The sequence below is a fragment of the Haloplanus ruber genome (assembly GCF_024494725.1).
In the GTDB taxonomy this organism is placed as follows: Archaea; Halobacteriota; Halobacteria; order Halobacteriales; family Haloferacaceae; genus Haloplanus; species Haloplanus ruber.
Window position 1 is genome coordinate 438672 of the sequence record NZ_JANHDK010000002.1, and the last position, 23764, is coordinate 462435.

Here is a 23764-nt window from a genome sequence, read left to right on the forward strand (position 1 = left end):
GTTCTCGGCGAGCGGTCGCAACGGATTTGTGGACCGGGCGTCCACCTCTCTCTGAATGCAACTGTTCGGCTCCAGCGGCACGCGCGGGGTGGTCGGCGAGGAGTTCACGCCCGACCTAGTCCGACGGGTCGCGAGCGCCGCGGCCGCCGTCTGGGACGCCGACCGCGTCGCCGTCGCCCGCGACACCCGCCTCTCCGGGGGGCCACTCGCGGACGTGGCCGCCGGCACCCTCGCGGCCGCCGGTGCCGACGTCGACCGTCTGGGCGTCGTCCCCACGCCCGGGGCCGCCTACTACTGCGCCCGCGAGGGCGTCCCGGCCGTCCACCTCACCGCCTCCCACAACCCGCCGGCGTACAACGGCATCAAACTCCTCGGGGCCGACGGGACGGAACTCTCCGTCGACGGCTACGACGCGGTCGAAAACCGGGTCGACGCCGACGACGCCACCCTCGCCTCGTGGGACGGCGTGGGCCACGCCCGACGGGTCGACGGCGTGAACGACGACTACCGCGCGGATCTGCTCCGCAGCGTCGACCGCGAGGCTATTGCCGCGGCGGACCTCACCGTCGCCGTCGACCCCGGTCACGGTGCCGGGGCGCTTGTCTCGCCGCCCTTCCTCCGCGAACTCGGCTGTGCCGTCCGCACCGTCAACGCCGACCCGGACGGCCACTTCCCCGGGCGCGACGCCGAACCCGTCGCCGCGAATCTCTCTGCCCTCCGGCGACTCGTCCGCACGACCGACGCCGACGTGGGAATCGCTCACGACGGCGACGCCGACCGGGCCATCTTCGTCGACGAGACGGGAACCTTCGTCGACGGCGACGCCTCCTTCGCGGCGCTCGCGGCCGCGGAACTCACCCCCGACGATGTGGTCGTCTCCGCGGTCAACGTCTCCCAGCGACTCGTCGACGTCGTGGCCGACGCCGACGCCGAACTCGACGTGACCCCCATCGGCGCGACACATATCGTCACGCGGGTGCGCGAACGCCGCCGCGCGGGTGATCACGTCCCCATCGCCGGCGAGGGCAACGGCGGCGTCTTCTACCCGGAGTACCGCCTCACCCGCGACGGCGCCTACGTCGCCGCGAAGTTCCTCGAACTCCTCGCTCGCGCCGACACCTCCGCGAGCGACGTCGTCGCGCCCTTCACCGACTACCATCTCGTCCGCGAGGGCCTCACCTACGACGACGCCGCCGAGCGAGCGGCGTTGCTCGACGCCGCCGAGCGCTACGCCCGTGAGGCCGACGTCGACCTCGATACGACCGACGGTTACCGCCTCGATTACGGCGACGCGTGGGTGCTCGTCCGCCCCAGCGGCACCGAACCGAAGATCCGTATCTACGCCGAGGCCGGCGACACCGACCGAGCGTCGACGCTCGTGGCCGACCTGCGCCGACACCTCGACGCGACGCGTTAGTCCGCCGTCTCCGCGAGCGCCGCCTCGATCCGGTCGCGCTCCTCGCGGGCGGCCGCCAACTCCTCCGCGACGGCCCCCCGCTCTAGCCGGTCGCGCTCCCGTTCGTCCAGTTCGTCGCGCGCGAGCGCCGACTCCCGGAGACGGTCGTACTCCGCCCGGTTGGGCAGTTCGCGAAGCCGTCGCGCCGCGGCGACGACCGCCTCGGGGGCAAAGCGAGCGACGACCGAGACGAGTTCCGACGCCCGGTAGCGGAGCGACTCGGCGTCCGGCGGCGGCCACGATACCGTCAGCGGCGCGGCATCGAGCCGTTCGAGGTAAGTCCGGTGGGTGCCGACCCGCGTCCGCAGGGCCGTCGGGTTGTCCACGTAGTGTGAGAGCTTCGAGCTCGAGTAGTCCGCGTACTCCAGAAGCGTCGGGACCGACTCCTCGCCCGCGGGTGCCGTCGTCACGTACTCACGGAGGTCCGGCGGAATCTCGGGGAAGGCCGCGAGCGGGTAGGCCTGACTCGCCTCGACGACGCGGAACACCTCGCGGGCGCTCGCCTCGCGTCGGAACTCGCTCCAGGCCTCCGACACCGCGTCGTTGTAGTCGGTGATCGGCTCCCGCAACCGCTCGACCGGCGCCTCCAAGTCCGCCTCGCCCAGTCGTTGCAGGCGCTCCAACGACTCGATGCGCTCGCCCAGGTCTCGGAGGCGTCGCCGCGCGTCACGGCGGGCTGCCTCGAAGGTCTCCGCGGCGGCATCGCGCTCGTCGAGCATGGCGGCCAGGTCGGCTGCCGGCTCCAGCGCCTCGCGTGCCTGTTCGAAGTCATCCTCGCCGAGGCGTCGCTGATCGAGCAAGTCGTTCGCCGCCTCGAAGGCTGACCGGGCCGGCAGGTCGTCGTCGAGGCCCTCTGTCAACTCGACGAACGACTCCTGAAACTCGACGAACGCCTTGAAGTCGCCGGTGCCGGTCGCTCGCCCTTCGTATCGCTCCAGCAACCCCGTCGCCTCGCGGTAAGCCTCTTGGACCGCCCGCAGTCGCGTCTCACCGTGGTCCGCGACGGCCGCCCGGGCGTCGTCGCGGTCCGCCCGCGCCGCCCGCAGCGCCGCGGCTACGTCGTCGTCCCCGCTCATCCGTCGTCGTAGACGTCGTCGGGGTCGAACACTCGCTCGCCGACCGTCTCGCCCTCGACGGTCCGGTGGAAACAGGAGCGGTGACCGGTGTGACAGGCGCCGCCCTCCTGGTCGACGAGATAGAGCAAGGCGTCGGCGTCACAGTCCACCCGCACCTCCTCGACGCGCTGGACGTGTCCGCTGGTCGCACCCTTCTCCCAGAGTTCGTCACGGCTCCGCGAGTAGTAGTGTGCCCGTCCCGTCTCGCGGGTGCGGTCGAGCGCCGCCGGCGAGGCGTACGCGAGCATCAACACCTCGCCCGAGTCGGCGTCCTGTGCGACGGCGGGGACGAGGCCGTCGGCACCGAAGTCAACGTCCACGTCCGCAGTCGCGTCGGCGTCGGCAGTCATGTCCGTTTCTGGGCGCCTCCACCCGATAGGTCTTGTGTCGTCACACGACGCCGAGCGCACCCAGCAGGCCAAAGAGGACATCCCCGTAGGTCAGGGCGATGCAGAGCCCCAGAAAGAGGGGGACAATGAAGGGGACTCCAGGTGAGAGCCACACCGCATCGCGGGTCGTCACCACCGTCAGCCCCTCGCGGAGCGTCTCCGGGGTCGTCCCGTAGGCGCTCCCTTCGATCTCGTCGAGGAAGCGCTCCGCGGCCCAGGGATCGTCGTGGTCGGCGTCCGGATCGGTGTCGGTGTCGGTGTCGGGGACGCCGCTGGCGTCGGCGGCGCTTTCCCCGCCCGCGCCGACGGCCCCGTCGGTCGGATCGTTGGTCGCCCCCACGCTCGACGGGTCGCGGTGGGCCGCCGGCGCCGCCCGGAGCGCTTCGAGCGAGGTGCCCCGCCACCGCAGGTACATCCGCAACGCGTCGATATCGAGGCCGTGTCGGGTGAACCCCTCGGTCGTCTCGAACAGGCGGCCGTGTTCCGTCGGAAGCGCGGCCACATCGGTGCGGCGACCGAGGAACATGACCGAAGATCGGTCACCCTGCAGACCGTTCCGGACGCCGAGATAGACCGGGTAGGCCAGCCCGACCAGCACCGCGTTCGTCAGAATCGTCATCGAGAAGACGCCGACGTCCGTGGCTACCGGCGGATAGGCGCCGCTGGCGAGATAAAAGACCGGATAGGTCGGAAAGAGGATAGCGAGGGTCATCAGCGCCTTTGCGTCGGCGCCGCCGAACCCCCCGATCCACCAGAGCCCGTAGGCCAGCGGGACGACGACGAGGAGGCTGATCCCCACCCGGACGAGAAAGAGTCGGTCTTCGACGCCCGCGACGGGGAGGTGTCCGAGGCTGTCCCACACGAGCGTCAGGAGGCCGACCGCCAGCAACGGATACCAGAGGCGGTTCGGGAGGCGACGGGTCTGCACGTCGCGCCACGCCGCCCATCCCAGCGCCGGCACCGCGATCAACCGCAGCAGGTCCGTTTTCGCCGCGAGCATTACCCAACCCCGAGGCGCGGAGGAATTAGTATTTTCGACGGCGCCGCCGCTACCCGGTGTGAAAAAATGGAAGATCGGAACCGTGTGGCCTCAGATGACGCGGTTCTGGAGGTAGTCGAGGTGCTTGGCGTTGTAGACCAGTTTCACTTCGTCGGCCGCCGGGCTGCCGATGCAGGTCAGCCGGACGTCCTTCTCCTCGACTTCCTCGTCGGAGAGGATCTGCTGCATGTCCATGTCCAGATCGCCCTCCTGCACGATGGCCGCACAGTTCGCACAGGCGCCGGCACGGCACGAGAAGGGCCAGTCGTAGCCCTGGGCCTCGGCGGCTTCGAGGACGTACTCGCCCTCGTTGACTTCGAGGCTGCCGTAGTCGACGTCTTCGAGGTCGGCGTCAGCGGCCTTCTCGAAGAGGTCGTCGTCGTCCATTTCCCAGCCGTGATCGTCCAGTACTTCGTAGTTGAGGTATTCTACCGTGGGCATCAGGTGATACTAGCGTGGCCACCCAATTAGACCTTGCTGTTCGGCAGAGCGTCGCAGCGTCGCCCCCGACGAGTGGGTCCGTATTGGTGAGCGACGCCCTCCTCTCTCCGTTCGTGACACGTGACGTATGTTATTGGGCGCCGGAATTCCCACCGTCGCCGAACCGACTACCGATTTAGGGTGTGGATCGCCTGCCCGAGGGCGTTCTCGACGGCCTCCATCGTCGCCTCCGAGAGCGTCGGGTGGGTGTGTACCGTCGCCGCCACGTCCTCCAGACGGGCGCCCATCTCGATGGCCAGCGTCGGTTCGGCGATCAACTCCGAGGCCTCGGGGCCGACGATCTGTGCGCCGAGCAGGAAGCCGTCGGCGCTCGCGACCACTCGGACGAACCCCTCGGTCTCACCGGTCGTCAGCGCCCGCCCGCTGGCGTTGAACGGCATCTCACCGACCACCGGATCGTACCCCTCCTCTGCCGCCGCCGCCTCGGTCAGGCCGACTGTCGCAATCTCGGGATCGGTGAACACCGCCGCCGGAATCGCCCGCGCGTCGAAGGCTGCCGACTCGCCCGCGATAGCCTCCGCCGCGACGACCCCTTCCGCCGAGGCCGCGTGGGCGAGCATCGGCTCTCCCGCCACGTCGCCGACGGCGTAGATTCCCTCCACGCCCGTCTCGCACCGCTCGTCGGTCGGCAGAAAGCCCTCCGCGGTCGGCTCCAGCCCCGCCGCCGCCGGATCGAGCGGGTCGAGCACCGGCTCTCGCCCGACGGCGACGAGCACCCGGTCGGCGCCGTAGGTCGACTCCGCGCCGTCCTCGGTTTCGGTGGTGACGACGATACCGCCGTCGGCGGCGTCGCGCCACCCGCTCGCCCCCTCGCCGAAGTGGAAGTCGACGCCCAGCGATTCGGCGCGCTTCCGGACGATTCGCGCGATGTCGTCCTCGTACCCCGGGAGGGCGTCATCGAGCATCTCCACCACGGTCACGTCGCTCCCGAGTTTGGCGAACACCGTGGAGAGCTCCATCCCGATGTAGCCGGCGCCGACGACCACCAGCCGGTCCGGCACCGTCGTGAGCGAGAGCAGGCCGGCCGAATCGAGGACCGGCTCGTCCGCGAAGTCGAACCCCGGAAGCGAGACGGGTCGGCTCCCCGTCGAGACAATGCAGTGGTCGAAGGCGACGGTTTCCGAGCCCTGCCCCTCGCCCTCGTGTTCGACGCGGACAGTCTCGTCGTCGACGAACGTGGCCGTCCCCTCCAGCAGGTTCACGCCGTTTGCCTTACAGAGCTTCTCGACCCCACCGGTGAGGCGGTCGACGACCCCCTCCTTCCACTCGTGCATTCCCCCGAGGTCGACCGCCGGGTCGGCGTGGATTCCCATCTCCTCGGCCGTCGCGGCGTCGTGGGCGATGTCGGTCGCCGTGATGTACGCCTTCGAGGGGATGCAGCCGCGGTTGAGACAGACGCCGCCGTACGCGTCGCGTTCTACCAGCGTGACGTTCAGGTCGCGCTGGGCGGCGCGGATGGCGGCGACGTAGCCGCCCGGTCCCGCGCCGATGACCAGTACCTCCGTTCCGGTAGTCACGTCTCCGACGACCATTGGTGAACGTCGCGACGGCCGCAATATAAAAGCTGGCGGGGCCGGCCGACAGGCAAGTTGAAAACGGCCGCGGCGGCTCCATGGGGCGTGCTCGAATCAGCCGACCGGGTGGGATCAAGACAACTGCTGGTCGAACGGCTCGCCACGTGGTTCGGGGTCGAGGCGCTCGCCGGCCGCTTCCCCAGCAACGGCTCGCATCCACCGTATCCCCTCGTGGGAATCGTTCTCTGCGCCAACTTTGGGATCGGCAATACCGTTCGGCAGTTGCTCACGGGGTCGGCGCTGTGATTCCTCCGCAATCCCTTCGCGGTGACGATTCCGGTCGGCCACGTTCTCGCGGCCGTCGGCATCCGATACATGAACGAGGGAGTGACCGAGGGACTCCGACGTCTCGGGGAACGGCAGCGCGACGACGGGGACCGATCCGACGACGTTCACGATGTGGGCACAGATCCTCGCCAGCGTGATTCTCCCACAGGTCGTCCAGCTATCGGTCCAGACGACGCTGTGACGGATGGCCTACTCGTACACCGGGAACTCCGCACAGAGTCGGTCGACCTCGTCGCGCACCTCGCTCGCCACGCCCGCGTCGTCGGGGTGGTTCAGACGCTCGACGATGAGTTCGCCAACCGTCTCCATCGCGTCCGTGCCCATGCCACGGGAGGTGAGCGCCGGCGTGCCGACCCGGACCCCGCTGGTGACGAAGGGTGACCGCGTCTCGCCCGGAACGGTGTTCTTGTTCACCGTGATGCCGACGTCCTCGAGGGCGTCCTCCGCGTCCTCGCCCGTGAGATCCGGATGTGACTCCCGCAAATCGAGGAGCAGGAGGTGTTTGTCCGTGCCGCCCGAGACGGGTTGGACCCCCGCGTCGGTGAACACGTCTGCGAGCGTCTTCGCGTTCGCGACCACCTGCTCGGCGTACTCGGTGAACGCCGGTTCGAGTGCCTCGCCGAAGCCGACGGCCTTGCCCGCGATGTTGTGCATCAGCGGCCCGCCCTGACCACCGGGGAAGATGGCCTTGTCCACCGCCTCGGCGTGTTCCTCGGTCGTCATGATCATCCCACCGCGGCCGGCGCGGATGGTCTTGTGCGTGCTGCCGGTGACGAAGTCGGCGGCGCCGACGGGACTGACGTGGACGCCCGCTGCCACCAGCCCCGTGATGTGAGCGATGTCCGCGAGGTGGTAGGCACCGACGTCGTCGGCGATGGCGCCCAATCGCTCGAAGTCGAACTCGCGGGGGTACGCCGAGGAGCCGCTGACGATCATGTCGGGATCGAACTCGGCGGCCTGTTCCGCGACGGCCTCGTAGTCGATGTAGCCCGTCTCCGGGTCGACGCCGTACTGTTCCACCTCGTAGAGCTGTCCCGAGAAGTTGACGTGGTGACCGTGGCTGAGGTGGCCCCCGTGGTTCAGGTCCAGCGAGAGGATGCGGTCGCCAGGCTCCAGGGCCGCGAAGTAGACGCCCATGTTCGCCTGCGTCCCGCTGTGGGGCTGGACGTTGACGTGTTCGGCGCCGTAGAGCTCTTTCGCCCGCTCGATGGCGAGATTCTCGACGGTGTCCATATGCTCGCAGCCGCCGTAGTAGCGCTCACCTGGGTAGCCCTCCGCGTACTTGTTCGTCATGACGCTCCCCTGGGCCTCCATCACCGCCTCGGAGACGTGGTTCTCCGATGCGATCATTTCGAGGTTCTCTTCCTGTCTGCGCTCCTCGCCGGCGATGGCCTCCGCGACTGCCGGGTCGGTCTCCCGAAGATGCGAGTGGTTCACAGTCACGGGCTAGAGCACGGAAAACAGAAAAATAAGTAGCGTGGTCCGCTCCAATCGTTCACACCGTCCGACGGCCTACGTGTCGTCGAGTGCGTGCCACGACAGTCGCGGGTTCCGGGCCGCGTCCGCCTGATCGATCCGACGGGCGGTCGTCTCGTTCGGCGCCGCCGCCAGGTCCTCGGGGTCGGTCGCCGCGACGGCGTTGAACGCCGCCGCGAGGTCGTCCAACCGCGCCTTCGATTCGGTCTCTGTCGGCTCCGTCATCAGCGCCTCGTCGACGATTTCGGGCCACTTTGTCGTCGGCGGGTGGACGCCGTGATCGAGCATCGCCTTCGCCACGTCGGCGGCGTCCTCGTCCGCGCTGGCGACGAACTCGTGGTGGAAGGGACCGTAGGGCACCTCGTACTCGATCCGCTCGGCGAGGTAGTTGGCGTTCAGGACCGCCGTCTCGCTGATCCGCTCCAGTCCCACGTCGCCGTGCCGGAGGATGTACGCGTACGCCTTCACCAACACCAGCCAGTTGCCCATGAACTCGTGGACCCGCCCGATGCTGTGGTCGGGTTCGTAGGTCTCGTAGCCGCCGTCGGCCTCTCGTACCTGCGGCGTGGGGAGGAAGGGCGCGAGGTCGGCGCTCACGCCGATGGGGCCCTGTCCCGGCCCGCCGCCGCCGTGGGGCGTCGCGAACGTCTTGTGCAGGTTGAAGTGCATAACGTCGAAGCCCATGTCACCGGGCCGGGCCTTCCCGAGCAGGGAGTTGAGATTCGCGCCGTCGTAGTAGAGCAGGCCACCGGCCTCGTGGACGATGTCCGCAATCTCCGTGATGTCGCGCTCGAACAGCCCCAGCGTGTTGGGGTTGGTGAGCATCAACAACGCCGTGTCCTCGCCCGCGGCCGCTTCCAAGGCGTCGACCGCGACCCGCCCGTCCTCGTTGGACGGCAACTCCACCACGTCGTAGCCGGCCATCGCCGCGCTCGCGAAGTTGGTCCCGTGGGCCGACTCGGGGACGATCACCTCGCTTCGCTCACCCTCGCCGTTGGCCTCGTGGTAGGCTTTCGCCACCTGGATACCCGTGAACTCGCCTGCGGCGCCCGCTGGCGGCTGGAGTGTCACCGCGTCCATCCCGCCGACCGTCGCCAGCGTCTCCTGCAGTTCGTACAGCAGGCCCAAGATCCCCTGTTTGTCCTCGTCCGTCCGGAGGGGATGCACCCGGTTGCCCGGGTGGGCCGCCACGTCCTCGGTGAACGCGGGATTGTACTTCATCGTACACGATCCCAGCGGGATCGGCCCCGAGTCGATGCCGTAGTTCATCTGTGAGAGCCGGGTGTAGTGGCGGGTCACCTCCGGTTCGGAGAGATCCGGCAGGGTCAACTCCTCGCGCGTCAGGTCGTCCGGCAGCGACGACTCCACCGTGACGGTGTCCGTGCTCTTCTCGTCCAACAGCGGTTCGTACCGGTCGCCGTCGTACCACCGCGCCTGCTGGTGTGGCGCATCGCCTTCGTCGTCGCCCTCGGCCGCTTCCTCAGTCCGCCGTTCGTGCCGTTTTTGGCTCATGCGCCACCCCCGTAGCCCGCGAGGGCGTCGACCAGGTCGTCCACGCTCTCTTGATTGGTGTCGGTCACACAGACCGCGAGTCGCTCCTCGCCAGCGTCCTCGACGGCCCGGACGGCGAGGCCGGCGTGCCGGCAGTGGTCGACCACGTCCGCCGCGGGCGCCGCCGTGTCGATCAGCGCCTCCCGGAAGTGGTGGCCGTCGTAGACCGGCGCCGTGAAGCCGTCGAGGGCGTCGATCCGCTCACACGCCGCCGCGATTCCCGTCACGCACTCCTCGGCCAGGTCGACGAGACCGTCCGGCCCCAGCCACGCCGCGTGGATGGCTGCTCGAAGCGCCAGCCACGCCTGGTTGGTACAGATGTTCGAGGTGGCCCGCTCCCGCCGGATGTGCTGTTCGCGTGTCTGTAGGGTCAGCGTGTACGCTCGGTTGCCCGCGTCGTCCTCGCCCGCGCCCACGAGTCGCCCCGGTACCTGCCGGAGGAAATCCTCACGACACGCGAACAGGCCCAGTCCCATGCCGTAGGTGGTCGGCAGGCCGAGGACGCCCGCGTCGCCCACCACCACGTCGGCGCCGTACGCCGCCGGCGATTCGAGCAGTGCGAGGGCGACGGCGTCGGACCCCACACAGAACAGCGCGTCGTTGTCGTCGGCAAGGTCACCGACCGCGGCCAGGTCAGGTTCGAGGACGCCCCGCGCGTTCGGCGTCGCGGCGTACACCAGCGAGGTGTCCGCGCCGATCTGATCGGCGAGGCCGTCCACGTCGACCGTTCCCCCGCTCGTCGGGTAGGTCTCGACCGTGATCTCCGGGCCGTCGGTGTAGTTATCGAGCACCGACCGAACCCGGTCGGGGAGGTCCGCCGGGATCAATACGGTGTCGCCGTCAGTCGCCCGCACGCGGTCGGCGAGGAGGACCGCCTCGCCCAGCGCCGTCGCACGGTCGTACACCGAACAGTTGGCGACGCCGAGACCCGTCAACTCGACGACGAGCGACTGGAACTCGAAGAGCGCCTGGAGGAACCCCTGTGTAATCTCGGGTTGGTACTGCGTGTAACTGGTCAGAAACTCGCCTCGAAGCGAGAGGTGATCGACGACCGACGGGACGTAGTGATCGTAGTGGCCGCCACCGAGAAACTCGGTCAGGTCGGGCGACTCGTCGAGCAACCCCTCGACGGCCGCTCGCGTCTCCCGTTCCGAGTGTGCCTCGATCCCGTAGTCGCCGTCGAACCGGACGGAGTCGGGGATGTCGAACAACGCGTCGGGGTCGGATACCCCGACCGTGTCGAGCATCTCCGACCGCTCCGCCTCGGAGTGAGTCACGTACGGCATAGTACTCGGTTTCGGGACGCTCGACGTATATATTCGGCGCTGTGTGCTGTCCTACCGGGTCTATCATGCTGGTTTCGGCCTCGACTGGCGATCCTCGGGCGCCAAGAGCACCCGTCCTCCCGTCAGTTCACGCGCTCGACCTCGTAGCCCGCGTCCTCGATGGCGCTCATCACGTTTTTGGCGTGGCTCTCGCCGCTCGTGACCACTCGGAAGACGAGGTAGGCGTCGCCCACCTCTAGGTCGCCGACCGCTCGGTCGTGACGGACCGTCCGGATGTTCGCCCCCCGGTCGCCGATGATCCCCGAGATGTGCCCCATCTCGCCGGGCTGGTCGCGAATGCGGATTCGCAGGCGGAGCAGTTGACTCCGGTCGGTCAGGGCGTGTGTCAACACCGTCTGGAGCATCGACATGTCGATGTTGCCGCCACAGAGCAGGGGGACGACCGTCTCCCCCTCGACGTCGACGTCGTCGCTCAGCAGCGCCGCCACCGACGCCGCGCCCGCTCCCTCCACGAGCTGTTTTGCCCGCTCCAGCACGACGAGAATGCTGCGCGCGATGTCGTCGTCGCTCACCGTTATCACCCTATCGACGTGGTCCTCGATGAGACCGAGGGTCAACCCAGAGACGCTTCCCGTGGCGATGCCGTCGGCGATGGTCTTCGGCGACTCCTCGTCGACCGGCATCCCCTTCTGCAGGCTGTCCGGCACCGTCGCCGCCAGATCCGCCTGGACGCCGATCACCCGCACGTCGTCGTTGAGCGCCTTCAGCGCCGTACTGATGCCGCCGATCAGCCCACCGCCACCGATAGGGACGATGACCGTGTCCGCGTCCGGCACCTGTTCGTTGATCTCCAGACCGAGCGTTCCCTGGCCGGCGACGATGGCCGGATCGTCGTACGCGTGGACGAACAAGTTCTCGGGTTCCGCACCCAGAGACTTGGCGTGGTCCATCGCCTCGCCGAAGGTCGCCCCGTGGAGTTCGACCGTCGCCCCGTAGCTCCGGGTCGCATCCACCTTCGCCTGTGGCGCGTTCTCCGGCATCACGATGGTCGAGTCGAGTCCGACCGTCGTCGCCGCCAGCGCCACCCCTTGGGCGTGGTTCCCCGCACTCGCCGCGACGACGTGCTTGTCGCTTCCCGACTCGGCCTCCTGTTTCAGCTTGTTGTACGCTCCCCGCGTCTTGAACGACCCCGTCCGCTGGAGGTGTTCCATCTTCAGGTGGACGTCCGCCCCCGACATCTCCGCGAGCGAACGGTTCGTCTCTATCGGTGTCTGTCTGACGATGGCCGGGTCGTCGAAGCGTTCCTGGGCGGCCTCGATGTCCGCGAGTGTGACGGTCTCTGTCATGCTCTCTCCTCTCGCATACGGCCGAATAAAGGGCGTGCTTGCCGTAAGGTTACCCGAGTCGGCCCTACTCGACCAGCAGGCGCGACGGCTGTGCCAGCAGTTCCATCACGCGGTTGGTGAAGCGGGCCGCGACCGCCCCGTCGACGACACGGTGATCGACAGACAGCGATAGCGGCAGGGTGTGCCGGGGAACCACTTCGCCGTCGACGACTCGCGGTCGTTGCTCGATCCGTCCGAGCGCCAAGATCGCCACCTCGGGGTAGTTGACGATGGGCGTCGCGTACTCGCCGCCGATCACCCCGATGTTCGTAATCGTGAACGTCCCGCCCTGCATCTCCGCCCGGGAGATGCTCCCGTCGCGGGCCCGGGTCACCTTCTCCGCCGTCGTCTCGGCGAGGTCGAGAAGCGACCGGTCGCCGACGTCCTCGACCACCGGCACCAGTAGGCCCGCGTCCGTCGCCGTCGCCACGCCCAGATTGTACGCGTCGTGACAGACAATCTCGCCGGCGTCCGCGTCGAGTTCGGCGTTGACTCGTGGGAACGACGCGAGCGCCCGCGCGACCGCTCGCATCACGAACGGCATGTAGGTGAGGTCGATGCCCCGTTCGGCCGCGTACGGTTCGAGATCCGCCTTCGTCTCGACCAGGGTCGTCACGTCCACCTCGTCGGTGTGGGTCGCGTGGGGGACCGTCTCCTTCGACTGTTCCATCCGCTCGCCGATGGAGCGTCTGATCCCGCGGTACGGGAGTCGGTCGCCCGGCTTCGGTTCCCCCTCGGTGGCTGTCGCCGCGTCCCCGTTCGTCTCGGCCGTCGTCGCGTCCGCCGTCGCGTCGGGCCTGTCGGTCGTCGTCGCACCTGTGGATTCCTCCGCCTCGGCGCGCTCCGCCGCCGCCGCGTACTCGCGAACCATCGCGGCCGTGACGAAGGGGACGCCGTCGCGTTCCCGATCTGTCGGCACCGCATCGAGGTCGACGCCGTGTTCGTCCGCTAGCTGTCGGGTCGCCGGCGCCGCGAGCGTCCGGTCCCGGGCCGTCTCCTCGAACCCTTGCCCGCGCTCACGCTCGACTGCCTCGCTCGCCGCCTCGACCGTCGCGGCCGACTCCCGGCGGGTGCGTCCTGCGGCCTCTAGGCCGCTCGCCGTCGACACGACCGTCGCGTCGGGATCGAGCGACCGCGGCTCCGGACGGGTCGCGGCCGCGTCCCCGGTGTCAGCCTCGGCTGCGGCCCGCACGTCCGCGTCGGTGACGCGCCCGCCCGGTCCCGACCCCGTGACTCGGTCCACGTCGACCCCGAGGTCACGCGCCAGTCGACGGGTGCTCGGGGCGGCGAAGGCACGCCGACCGCCGGCGTCCTCGGCGGTCCCCTCGTTGCCGGTGTCGGCGGCGGCGTCGGCGTCACCCACGTCGTCGTCGCCGTCGACCTCGACCGAGACGATGCCGGTTCCGACGGGTACCATCTCGCCTTCCGTGACGTGCAGTTCCGTCACCGTCCCCGCGTACGGCGACGGGAGATCGACGACCGCCTTGTCCGTCTCCACCTCGGCCAGCGGTTGATCCTCTGTGATCTCCTCGCCCGGGTCGACGAGCCACCGGAGGAGTTCCCCCTCCGCGACCCCCTCACCGACATCGGGGAGGTGGAACGTCTCGACGGTCATGGGAACGCGACTACCTCCCGGATCCCCTCCTCGATGCGCGTCGGCGACGGCAGGTAGTGATCCTCCAGGGCGTACAGCGGCACCGGCGTGTCGAAGCCCGTAATCCGCCCGACCGGCGCCTCCTGGTAGAGCAGCGACTCCTCCTGGAGGATCGCCGTGAGTTCGGCGCCCAGTCCGCCGGTCTTCGGCGCCTCGTGGACAACCGCCGCCCGCCCCGTCTTCTCGAAGGAGGCGACGATTGTCTCCCGGTCTAACGGCGAGAGCGTCCGCAGGTCGATCACCTCGCAGTCGATCCCCTCCGCGGCGAGGGTCTCGGCCGCCTCCATCGTCGGCCGGGTCATTGCCCCCCAGGTGTAGACGGACACGTCACTCCCCTCGCGCCGGACCGCGGCCTCGCCCAGCGGCACCGTGTGATCGTCCGCCGGCACCTCCTCGCGGAACGCCCGGTAGATCAGTTTGGGTTCGAGGAAGATCACGGGGTCGGGGTCGCGGATCGCCGACGCCAGCAGCCCCTTTGTGTCGGCGGGCGTCGACGGCACCACTACCTTCAGTCCGGGTTCGTGGACGAAGAATGCCTCCGTGGACTCCGAGTGATGTTCCGGGGCGCGGATGCCGCCGCCGTACGGCGCTCGGACGACCATCGGACAGGTGAACCGCCCGCGACTCCGAGAGCGGATGCGAGCCGCGTGGCTGACGATCTGATCGAACGCGGGGTAGATGAACCCCATGAACTGGATCTCGGGCACCGGCCGGAGACCGTAGGCCGCCATCCCAATCGAGGTGCCGACGATGGCCGACTCCGCCAGCGGCGTGTCGATCACTCGATCCTCGCCAAACGTCTCGTAGAGGCCCTCGGTCGCGCGGAAGACACCGCCGTTCCTCCCAACGTCCTCCCCGAGGACGATCACGTCGTCGTCCCGCCGCATCTCGGTTTCGAGGCCGTCCCGTACCGCCTGTACCAGGGTCAGGTTCCGTGTGTCGGTGCTCATGTGTGTTTCGGCCGTGAGTCCGCCGTGTCCACCGTCGATCCGGTTTCCCGCCTCGGGACCTGTCCACCGCCGTCCGCGAGGCACTGCTCCATGACCGGCCTCTCGCTCCCCCGCGTCTTATGCGTTCGGCCCGTCAGGTCGCGGCGTGGGCCTCGCGGCGCGCCTCGTCGATACTCCGGCCGTCCCGGAGGACGGCGTCGACGAACAACTCGCCTGCGCGGTACGACGACCGCACCATCGGGCCGCTGGCGCAGTAGAGGAAGCCGAGTTCCGCCTCCGCCACCCGGCGCCACGTCTCGAAGGCGTCCGGGTGGACGTACTCGTAGACGTCTAGGTGTGAGCGCGAAGGCTGGAGATACTGCCCCAGCGTCACCACGTCCACGCCCGCCTCGCGACAGTCAGACAGCGTGCGATAGATTTCGTGGTCGTACTCGCCGACCCCGAGCATCAGACTCGTTTTCGTGTATACGTCCGCCGTGTCGGCGACGCGTTCGAGCACCGAGAGCGACTGCTCGTAGCCCGCCCGGCGGTCCCGGACCGGCCACTGGAGGCGTTCGACCGTTTCCACGTTGTGGGCGATGACGTCCGGCCCGGCCTCGACGATCCGATCCACGAGCGCCGGGTCGCCCCGGAAGTCCGGGATCAACACCTCGACCAGGATTCCCGGATCGCGCTCCTTGATCGCCTCGACTGTCCGTGCGAAGTGGCCGGCCCCCTGGTCCGGCAGATCGTCCCGATCCACGCTCGTCAGGACGACGTAATCGAGACCGATCTCGGCGACGGCGTCGGCCACCTTCGACGGTTCCTCGGGGTCTAACGCCTCCATCCCTCCCGTCTCGACGTCACAGAAGTTACAGGCCCGAGAACACCGGTCGCCCATCAGCATGAACGTGGCCGTGCCGGGGCCGTTCCGCCCGCTCCAACACTCCCCCAGGTTCGGACAGTTCGCCTCCTCGCATACGGTGTGGAGGTCCCGGTCCCGGAGTGTCTCCTTGATCTCCGTGAACCGCTGGCCCGACGGCGGCCGCTGCTTCAGCCAGTCGGGCTTGCGCCTGCGTGCCATATGCGCCTCTTTGGCCCGCCGCGCAAAAACGTGTGGGCTCTCTACCGGTGTCCCCGTGACCGACACGTCTATGCCAGTGGTTCGTGAATCCCTGGCCGATGAGCGACCGGCGGGCCGCCATCGTCGAGGATTCCGTGCCCAGAACCCTCCTTTCGCTCGCCGTTCCGCTGGTCGCACAGAACGTCGTCCGCGTCGCCCAGCAGGTGGTCGACACCTTCTGGCTCGGCCGCCTCGGCGAGACAGCCGTCGCCGCCGTCGGCCTCACCATCCCCCTCCTCGGGTTGCTCTTTGCCCTCCTAGTGACGCCCTTTGTCGGCACACAGATTCTCGTCTCCCAGCGAGTTGGCGCCGAGAACGACGACGGCGCGCGGCGACTGGTCGTCCACGGGGTCGGTCTCGCCATCGCACTCGGCGCCCTCGTCGGCGGCGGCGTCGCCGCTGTCTCCCGTCCGCTCGTCGCACTGGTCGGCGCCGGCCCCGACGTGGCGCCCGCCGCCGCCCTCTACCTCGGCGTCGTTGCGCTCGGCCTCCCGCTCGCCGGCGCCAGTGACGCCCTCGAAGCCGGGTTCGTCGGTCGCGGCGACTCCCGGGCCTCACTCTACATCAACGTCGCCACCGTCGCCGTCAACGTCCTGCTCGACCCGCTGTTTATCTTCGGCGGCGGCCCGATCCCCGGGATGGGGATTCGCGGGGCCGCGCTGGCGACGGTCGCTGGCTACGCCGCCGGCCTCGCTCTCGCCCTCGCCCTCGCGGTCGGCCCGCGGATGGGCCTCTCGTGGCGCCACCTCACGCCCGCCCGTTCCGACCTCCGTGCCCTCCTCTCGGTCGGTGCGCCCATCACGGGCCGACAGGTCGTCAGCCAGAGCGTCCGCGTCCTGTTGGTCGGTATCGTCGCCCTCGCCGGCGGCGCCGCCGGCCTCGCGGCCTACACCGTCGGCGCGCGGGTGGCGAGTGTCGCCGTCCTCCCCTCACGCGGCCTCGCGCAGGCCGCCCAGAGCATGGTCGGACAGAACGTGGGGGCGGACCGCCCCGACCGCGCCGTCCGTACCACCCGCGTCGGCGTCGGGATTGCCGCCGCCGCCCTCGCGCTCCTCGGGGTCGTCCAGTGGCTCGTCCCCGGCCCGGTCGCCCGCCTGTTCGTCCCCGACATCTCCGGCGACGGCCTCGCGCTGACGGTTCAGTACCTCCGTGTTCTCGCCTACGGCTACCCCGCCATCGGCGCCGTCGACCTCATGCTCGCCGGGTTCAACGGCGCGGGCCGCACCCGCACGAGTTTCGTCGCCGACCTGCTGAAATACTGGGCGGTTCGCCTGCCGGTCGCGGCGCTTGCTCTGCCCGCTGCCGCCTCCGTGTCGATCCTCGGTGTCACCGTCGTTCCCGGCCTTGACCTGGGAACCCCCGCCGTCTTCTGGGCGGTCACGGGGTCGAACGTCGCCGCGGCCGTCGGCGTTGCCGCCTACTACGTCCGCGCCGTCCGCGGGGGGCTGTTCGCCGACGGGGTCGACCCAAGCGAGGCCGACGGCGACGACGCCGCGACGCCGACGGACTGACCACGAAACGCCTTTCCCCACACGGCCCCCGGAAGCGGATATGACCCGTCACGGCCGCCCGCTCCACGCCCGACCGGGGGTGCCGACCGCGTGAAGGTCGCCGACGCCGTTCCGGAGTTCGCCGACGCCTTCGACTTCGAGGAGTTCAATCGGATGCAACGCGAGGCGTTGCCTGTCCTCGTCGACAGCGACCACAACGTCGTCGCGTCGGCACCGACGGCCAGCGGCAAGACGGCGCTGGCGGAACTCGCCATCTGCAAGACGCTGAGTGAGGCGGGGACCGCCCTCTTTATCGCCCCGATGCGCGCGCTCACCAACGAGAAGGAAAGCGAGTGGGAGCGCTTCGAGGACCTAGGCTACTCGGTGTATGTCGTCACGGGCGAACGCGACCTGAACCCGCGCCGGGCGCGTCACGCCGACGTGCTCGTGATGACCCCCGAGAAGGTGGACTCGGCCACCCGCAAACACGACTCCCGGCGCTACGACTTCGTCACCGACGTGGACTGTGTCGTCATCGACGAGGTCCACCTGCTGGACTCCGAACGCCGTGGGGGCGTCCTCGAAGTCACCGTCTCCCGGCTGCGACGACTCTGTGCCCCCCGCTTTGTCGCGCTCTCGGCGACGATGCCCAACGTCGGCGACGTGTCCGACTGGCTGGACGCCCCGCCCGAGGCGACCTTCGCCTTCGGCGACGACTACCGTCCGGTCGAACTGCAGACCGGCGTGAAGACCTACACTCACGGCGAGAACAGCTTCGCCGACAAGTACCGTCGGCTCTACCGCGCGCTCGACACCGCCGAACCACACGTCCGCGAGGACGGCCAGGCGCTCGTGTTCGTCGCCTCCCGACAGGACGCCGTCAGCGCCGCGGCCAAGACTCGCGACGAACTCGCCGAACGGGACGTGCCCGTCGGCTCCCGCGGAGACTACGACTTCCACCAGGCTGCCGAGAACCTGGGCGACGACGACCTCCGCAAAGCCGTCCTCGACGGTGTCGCCTTCCACCACGCCGGGCTCTCGAAGGACGACCGCGACCGCGTCGAATCCTGGTTCCGCGAGGGGAAGATTGCCGTCCTCTTCTCGACGTCGACGCTCGCCTGGGGTGTCAACCTCCCCGCTCGCTGTGTCATCGTCCGCGACACCAAATATCACGACCCCTTGGAAGGCGAGGTCGACATCAGCCCGCTGGACCTCCTGCAGATGCTCGGTCGCGCCGGCCGCCCGGGCTACGACGACGTGGGCTACGGCTGGGTGATCTGCGACCGCTCCGACGCCGACCGCTATCGCCGCCTGCTCCGGGAGGGCACCGAAATCGAGTCCCACCTCGCCGCGGATCTCGATGCCCACCTCAACGCCGAGATTTCCATGGGGACCATCGCCGACCTCGACGACGTGCTCTCGTGGCTGGAGACCACCTACTACTACGTCCGGGCGTCCTCGGAGCCGGCCGCCTACGACTTCGACGGCCTCCGCGACCGCGTTCGCGAGACGCTCGAATCCCTCGTCGACCGCGGCTTCGTCGCCATGGGTGAGGACCTCACCATCGATCCGACGCCGCTCGGCCGCCTCGCCTCGAAATACTATCTCCGGCTCTCGACCGCGGCCGCCTTCCACGACCTGGCCGAGCGCGACCGGATCGACGCCGACGCGGTCCTCGAAACCGTCGCCGCGGCCGCGGAGTTCGACTCCGTCTCCGCCCGTCAGTCCGAGGCCGACGCCGTCGACGCCGTCCTCGGGAGCGAGGCGTCGGCCCTCGACGACGGCGGCCGAAAGGTGTTCGCCATCCTCCAGGCGAGCACCAGCGACTCCGTGCCCGCGGACCTGCGGAGCGACGCGTGGATCATCCGCCGGAACGCCCTCCGTCTGCTCGCGGCGCTCCGGGAGTTTCTCGACCGCTTTGCCGGTCCCCGCGCGGCCAACCTCGCCCGTCGGCTGGAGGCCCGGGTCGAACACGGCGTCAGCCGCGACGCCGTCTCGCTCACCGCCGTCGACGGTGTCGGCGCCGGCCGAGCGAGTACGCTCGCCACCGGCGGTCACTCCCGCCCCGCAGACTTGGTCGCCGCCGGCGGAGACGAACTCGAACGCGCCGGCCTCGCGGCGGGCGTCGCCGAACGAATCGTCGACGCGGCCGCCGACCTCCCGGCGGTCGCCGTCGCGTGGGACGACCTGCCCGACACCGTCGCCCCCGGCGACAGCGAGATGTGCGAGGTGCGGGTGCGAAACGACGGCGGCGGCGCCCGTGTCGGCGTCCGCGTCACCGTCAACGGCGTCGAGATGCACGAGAAGACGGCCTACCTCTCGGATCTGACGACCGTGCCGGTCGGCGTGTTCGGCGCCGACGCGGACACACTCGCGTTCCGGGTCGAGGTGTCCTTTCCCGAGTTGCCGTTGCGGCCGTTCGTGGCCGAGCGGACGGTTCGGGTAACGTAGTCGCCGATATATCAGCCGAACAACTATATCGGGCGCGTGCGAAACATCCACACACTAGCCGCTTCCGAGACTCCATGAGAGACGGTCGCTCGCGGTTCGTCGTCTGTGCCGTCCTGTTCGCCCTCGTGGTCGGGCAGGTGAGCGGGTTCGGCGCTACGGTCGCTCGCGGCGCGAGCGGCGACGCAACCCTCAGCGAGGGCGGCACCTACTTCGTCGGACAGACGCTGTCCACGGATCGGTACGACTCGACCGACAGCGTCGACCTCGAACGCGCCGACGGGACCCTCGTGACGCCCGTTCGCGTCGCCGACGACGGGACGCTGACGTTCGAGACAGCGCGACTCTCCTCTGGTGAGTACGCGCTCACCAGTCCGGCGGGACCGACCATCTCGTTCGACCTCGTTCGGCAGCCGTACTCGGTCGAACCGAACCGCACCACCGTCTCCACGGCCGACCCGACTCTGGACATCGCGGTGCGCTCGAATCGGGCGAACTACACCCACGCCGTTCGGTCGCCGGACCTCGACGCATCGACGCTCCAGACGATCTTCGGTGGTGTCGGCACCGTCGACTCCGCGGATGACACGCTCCGGTTATCGGGCGGGGATCGACAGGCGCTATCGGCGAACTTCAGTGGCGTCTCGCCGGGAACGTACCGCCTCGTCTTCGCTGTCACCGATACGTCCGCGAGCGAACGCGTCACCGTCTCAGTCGACGACTCCGGGCCCGGACAGGTCACGTTCGCTTCGAGGATCGTCCAGGCCGAAGTCGGCGACGTGGCCACGATTCCCCTCCGGTTCGATGGGACGGACACCGCGCGCCTGACGGTCGGCTCTGCGAGCCTCAACTGGCGCGTCACGCTGAACGTCACGGACGCCGACGGCGACGGCTCGGTCGCGGTGCGGGTCGATACGGCCAACGTCCGTCAGTCGGGAACGGTGTTCACTGCGACCGGAACCGATCCCGTCTCCAACGTCACCGTGACCCACGGCACCCAGTTCGCGGACGCCGACCGCCGCATCGCCGCCACCACGTATCCGCTCTCCGTCCAGACGGGCGGCACGGAGACCGACGTCGGGACGCTGTCGTTGCGCCGGGCGACCGGGAGCGACCGCCTCTGCAACCGGAGCGCCGACTCGCTGGTCGGCGCGTACAACGACAACGTCGACGCCGTCCCCGGCTTCTTCTCCGGAACGGTCTCCGATGCGACGATTCATGGGGTCGTGACCGACGCCGAGACGCGCGACTACACGGTCACCACCGGCGCGGATCGGGAGGTGTCCGCGTTCCGTACCGGCGCTCCCGCCGACGCCGCCGTCGAAGTCGAAACGGATTGTGCCACGATCCGGCAGATCGCGGACGCCGAAAGCCGGACCGATGCCTTCGGGACCGCGTACGGTAACGGCGATATTCGAGTCCGGGGCGTCGGGCCGATAAACACCGTCCTCGTCGAAGTGCTCGAACTCGGCGTTCGGATCGGGAGCCTGTTCGGACTCGGGTGATGCGGCGATTCTCGTGTGCTCCCGGCCTCTCACTCCGTCAGGGCGCCGAGTGCCGTGAGTACGTCGCGAAGTGCAGCGGGGTCGGGCGCCTCGTGATCCGCCAACTCGACGGCCTCGGCGTCGCCACCGTAGGCAATCGTCGGCGCGCCCGCCCGTGTCGCCGCCCGCACGCCGTTCGGCGAGTCCTCGACGGCAACGCAGTCCTCGGGCACGGCATCCACTCGCTCCGCGGCGGCGACATACACGTCCGGCGCCGGCTTGCCCGGGCCGTCCACGTCCTCCGTACTCAGAACCACGTCCACGTCCAGGTCGAACCGTTCGACCACCCGCTCGATCCACCGCCGTGGGCTGGAGGAGACGATGGCGACCCGCACGCCGTTCTCGTGTAGGGCCGCCAGCAGGTCCCGGAACCCCGGCATAAGATCGGCGGTGTCGTAGAGGTCGGCGGCCGCCGACTCGTAGAGGTCGAGAAACTCCGCCCGATCCAGCGCCATCTCGTAGCGCTCGGCGAGGTGGTCGTAGGTCTCGCGGTAGTTGACACCGCGGATGTCGGCCTCCGTGGGGTCGCCGTCGACCACCGCTGCGGGGAGGATTACGTCACGCTCACGGGCGCGCCAGAACTCCTCGGTATCGACGATCACCCCGTCCATGTCGAAGAGGACCGCGTCCATACCGGCCGACTGCGCCCCATCGCCGAAAGGGCTTCGTCCGAGGCTTTTCACCCGGAGACGGGGCCAGCCCGGGGCATGGCAGACGCCATCCGCACGTTCGCCGGCGACTGCACCGTCGAAACCGACGACCGAACCCACCGCGGCCGGGTGCTCGTCCTCGTCAAACCCGACCGGACCGTCCTCGTCCACGACGCCGAGGGCTACCAGCCGGTCGCGTGGCTCACCCGCGCCGACAGCGTGGCCGTCGAGTCCGACGACGGCTTCGGCCTCACCGCCCGCCTCGACGACCGGACCCTCCGGGTAACCGGCGACCGAATCCGTCGCTCCGTCTATCCGGTCACCGAGGCGGGCGTCCCCGTCGGCACGAGTCCGGAGACGGGCGGGCCGTTGATTCGCACCGGCGGCGCGGTTGTCGACCTCGATGCCGGGGCGCGCTACCCGCTGGTCGCGGGGGCGACCGTCCTCGACACCCGCTGTTCGGACTGTGGCCTCCCGACCATGCGCGTCGACCGCGGCGCCACGTTCGAGGTGTGTATCGACCGCGCCTGTGACCCACTCGACGACGCGGTGCGGGCGCGGTTCGACCGCGAGTGGACCTGTCCCGACTGCGGGTCGGCTCTCCGGATCATCCGCCGGAGCGGGCGACTGCTCGCGGGGTGTGACGCCTACCCCGACTGCGAGACGGCCTTCACCGTCCCTGCCGGCGTCGTCGTCGACGCCTGCGCGTGTGGGCTTCCGGTCTTCGAGACGGCGACCGGGCGGCGGTGTCTCGACGGCACCTGTGACCGGTGGACGGGGTGACCGGGCACCGCAGGCCCTTTACCCCCACCGCGCCCCCATCCGGGTATGCAGGGGACCTTCGAGGACGGCGTCGTCCACGTCGGGGGCGACGCCAGACAGCGGTTCTACGACGCCCGCGGCTACGGGCGGCCGCTCTCGGGCAACCGGATCGAACTCGCGCCCGTCGAGGCCGCCCACCTCCTCTTTCGGGGCGACCTCGACGCCGTCGTCGCCGGCGACGACTCTCTCGACTTTCGAGCCTTCCTCGTCGCCACCGACACCGCCCTCGCGTTCGTCGTGTACAAGGACCTCCGTGACCGGGGCTTTTACCTCTCGCCCGCCCGCGACGGCTGGGTCGACGACCCCGACGGCGCCGACTTCGTCGTCTATCCGCGGGGGAGTGGCCCCGAGGACGACGCCGTCGCCTACCGGCTCCGCGTCGCCGGCGAACGCGAGTCGATCCCCGCCGCCGCACTCGGCGACGTGACCCTCGCCGTCGTCGACGAGGAGGGTGAACTCACCTACCTGGAGACGGCACGGCCGGCCGCCGCCGGCGACGCGGACGGGGGCGAGCGATACGACCCGCCGACCGACCTCGATGCTGCGCTCCTCGCCGACCGGGCGGTGGTGTGGGAGCCGCCCGCGGCGCTCTACGACCGGGGGTTCTACGGGCAGCGGCTCCTCGGACGGAACGCCGAAACCGGCCCTCTCCAACTGTCGCTCGTCGAGGCGGCGTATCTCGCCCGCCGTGGCACCCTCGACCTGGCCGAACCTCGCGTCGTCGAGCGCGGTCGAACCGTCGAGGGACAGCGGTTCGACCGCCGACTCCGCGCGTACGCGGCGCTCCGAGCGGCGGGTAGCGTCCCGAAAAGCGGGTTCAAGTTCGGCGCCGACTTCCGCACCTACGACGCCTTCACCACCGTCGAAGAGATGGACCACTCGGCACGGCTGATCCGCGTCGTCGCCCCCGATCACACCTTCCTGCCCCGCGACCTCTCGCTCGACGTGCGCCTCGCCGGCGGGGTCCGGAAGCGAATGGTTTTTGCGCTGACCGACGTGAACGAGGGGATAGACTGGCTCTCTGTCGCCCGAATCACGCCCTAA

General features: G+C 69.5%; 20 protein-coding genes. 6 read left to right on the forward strand and 14 right to left on the reverse strand.

The window, feature by feature from the left end; genetic code table 11:
- The first annotated feature begins 55 nt into the window (after positions 1-55).
- The gene (glmM, locus tag NO878_RS10320) at positions 56-1417 is read left to right on the forward strand and encodes a phosphoglucosamine mutase (RefSeq protein WP_256405904.1); all 1362 of its coding nucleotides are present in this window, start codon (positions 56-58) and stop codon (positions 1415-1417) included.
- On the opposite strand, the gene NO878_RS10325 is transcribed toward glmM, so the two are convergent.
- The 13 genes from NO878_RS10325 to lipA form a co-directional block, all read right to left on the reverse strand.
- A complete protein-coding gene (locus NO878_RS10325) occupies positions 1414-2532 on the reverse strand; it encodes a DUF7118 family protein (RefSeq protein ID WP_256405905.1) in 1119 nt (372 codons plus the stop codon). The two genes, glmM and NO878_RS10325, sit on opposite strands and share 4 nt — an antisense overlap.
- Entirely contained in the window at positions 2529-2921 is a 393-nt protein-coding gene (gene hisI, locus NO878_RS10330) for a phosphoribosyl-AMP cyclohydrolase (protein ID WP_256405906.1), read from the reverse strand. Before hisI ends, NO878_RS10325 begins: the two co-directional genes overlap by 4 nt.
- A gap of 40 nt (positions 2922-2961) precedes the next feature.
- Positions 2962-3960, reverse strand: a complete 999-nt coding sequence (locus tag NO878_RS10335; protein WP_256405907.1) for an A24 family peptidase — start codon at positions 3958-3960, stop codon at positions 2962-2964.
- Between the two features lie 90 nt (positions 3961-4050).
- A complete protein-coding gene (fer, locus tag NO878_RS10340) occupies positions 4051-4440 on the reverse strand; it encodes a ferredoxin Fer (protein ID WP_157689913.1) in 390 nt (129 codons plus the stop codon).
- 167 nt (positions 4441-4607) lie between these two features.
- The gene (gene lpdA, locus NO878_RS10345) at positions 4608-6032 is read right to left on the reverse strand and encodes a dihydrolipoyl dehydrogenase (protein WP_256405908.1); all 1425 of its coding nucleotides are present in this window, start codon (positions 6030-6032) and stop codon (positions 4608-4610) included.
- A gap of 114 nt (positions 6033-6146) precedes the next feature.
- Positions 6147-6470, reverse strand: coding sequence for a hypothetical protein (locus NO878_RS10350; protein ID WP_256405909.1), 324 nt, complete (start codon positions 6468-6470; stop codon positions 6147-6149).
- An 81-nt stretch (positions 6471-6551) separates the two neighbouring features.
- Positions 6552-7799: a serine hydroxymethyltransferase gene (glyA, locus tag NO878_RS10355; protein ID WP_256405945.1), complete on the reverse strand. Its 1248-nt coding sequence runs from the start codon at positions 7797-7799 to the stop codon at positions 6552-6554.
- A gap of 75 nt (positions 7800-7874) precedes the next feature.
- Positions 7875-9350, reverse strand: coding sequence for an aminomethyl-transferring glycine dehydrogenase subunit GcvPB (gene gcvPB / locus NO878_RS10360; RefSeq protein WP_256405910.1), 1476 nt, complete (start codon positions 9348-9350; stop codon positions 7875-7877).
- The gene (gene gcvPA, locus NO878_RS10365) at positions 9347-10675 is read right to left on the reverse strand and encodes an aminomethyl-transferring glycine dehydrogenase subunit GcvPA (RefSeq protein WP_256405911.1); all 1329 of its coding nucleotides are present in this window, start codon (positions 10673-10675) and stop codon (positions 9347-9349) included. Before gcvPA ends, gcvPB begins: the two co-directional genes overlap by 4 nt.
- Positions 10676-10797: 122 nt before the next feature.
- The gene (gene ilvA, locus NO878_RS10370) at positions 10798-12021 is read right to left on the reverse strand and encodes a threonine ammonia-lyase (RefSeq protein ID WP_256405912.1); all 1224 of its coding nucleotides are present in this window, start codon (positions 12019-12021) and stop codon (positions 10798-10800) included.
- Positions 12022-12085: 64 nt separating this feature from the next.
- A complete protein-coding gene (locus NO878_RS10375; RefSeq protein ID WP_256405913.1) occupies positions 12086-13675 on the reverse strand; it encodes a dihydrolipoamide acetyltransferase family protein in 1590 nt (529 codons plus the stop codon).
- Positions 13672-14664 (reverse strand): alpha-ketoacid dehydrogenase subunit beta, encoded by a 993-nt coding sequence (locus NO878_RS10380; protein ID WP_256405914.1) that lies wholly within the window; start codon positions 14662-14664, stop codon positions 13672-13674. The genes NO878_RS10375 and NO878_RS10380 overlap by 4 nt, the downstream gene beginning before the upstream one ends.
- A 133-nt stretch (positions 14665-14797) precedes the next feature.
- Entirely contained in the window at positions 14798-15904 is a 1107-nt protein-coding gene (lipA, locus tag NO878_RS10385) for a lipoyl synthase (RefSeq protein WP_343218059.1), read from the reverse strand.
- Between lipA and NO878_RS10390 the strand changes: the two genes are divergently transcribed.
- The 3 genes from NO878_RS10390 to NO878_RS10400 all read left to right on the forward strand — a co-directional run bounded on the left by NO878_RS10390 (position 15826) and on the right by NO878_RS10400 (position 21209).
- Positions 15826-17277, forward strand: coding sequence for an MATE family efflux transporter (locus tag NO878_RS10390; protein ID WP_256405916.1), 1452 nt, complete (start codon positions 15826-15828; stop codon positions 17275-17277). The two genes, lipA and NO878_RS10390, sit on opposite strands and share 79 nt — an antisense overlap.
- A gap of 90 nt (positions 17278-17367) precedes the next feature.
- The gene (locus NO878_RS10395) at positions 17368-19707 is read left to right on the forward strand and encodes a DEAD/DEAH box helicase (protein WP_256405917.1); all 2340 of its coding nucleotides are present in this window, start codon (positions 17368-17370) and stop codon (positions 19705-19707) included.
- A gap of 74 nt (positions 19708-19781) precedes the next feature.
- Positions 19782-21209, forward strand: a complete 1428-nt coding sequence (locus tag NO878_RS10400; RefSeq protein WP_256405918.1) for a DUF7827 domain-containing protein — start codon at positions 19782-19784, stop codon at positions 21207-21209.
- Positions 21210-21238: 29 nt separating this feature from the next.
- Here the strand turns inward: NO878_RS10400 and NO878_RS10405 are convergent, their stop codons facing one another.
- Complete coding sequence (locus NO878_RS10405) at positions 21239-21880, reverse strand: HAD family hydrolase (RefSeq protein ID WP_256405919.1); 642 nt, start codon at positions 21878-21880, stop codon at positions 21239-21241.
- A 75-nt stretch (positions 21881-21955) separates the two neighbouring features.
- Between NO878_RS10405 and NO878_RS10410 the strand changes: the two genes are divergently transcribed.
- Positions 21956-22681: an endonuclease NucS gene (locus tag NO878_RS10410; protein ID WP_256405920.1), complete on the forward strand. Its 726-nt coding sequence runs from the start codon at positions 21956-21958 to the stop codon at positions 22679-22681.
- Between the two features lie 45 nt (positions 22682-22726).
- On the forward strand, positions 22727-23764 hold the full coding sequence (locus NO878_RS10415; protein ID WP_256405921.1) for a tRNA-intron lyase: 1038 nt from the start codon (positions 22727-22729) through the stop codon (positions 23762-23764).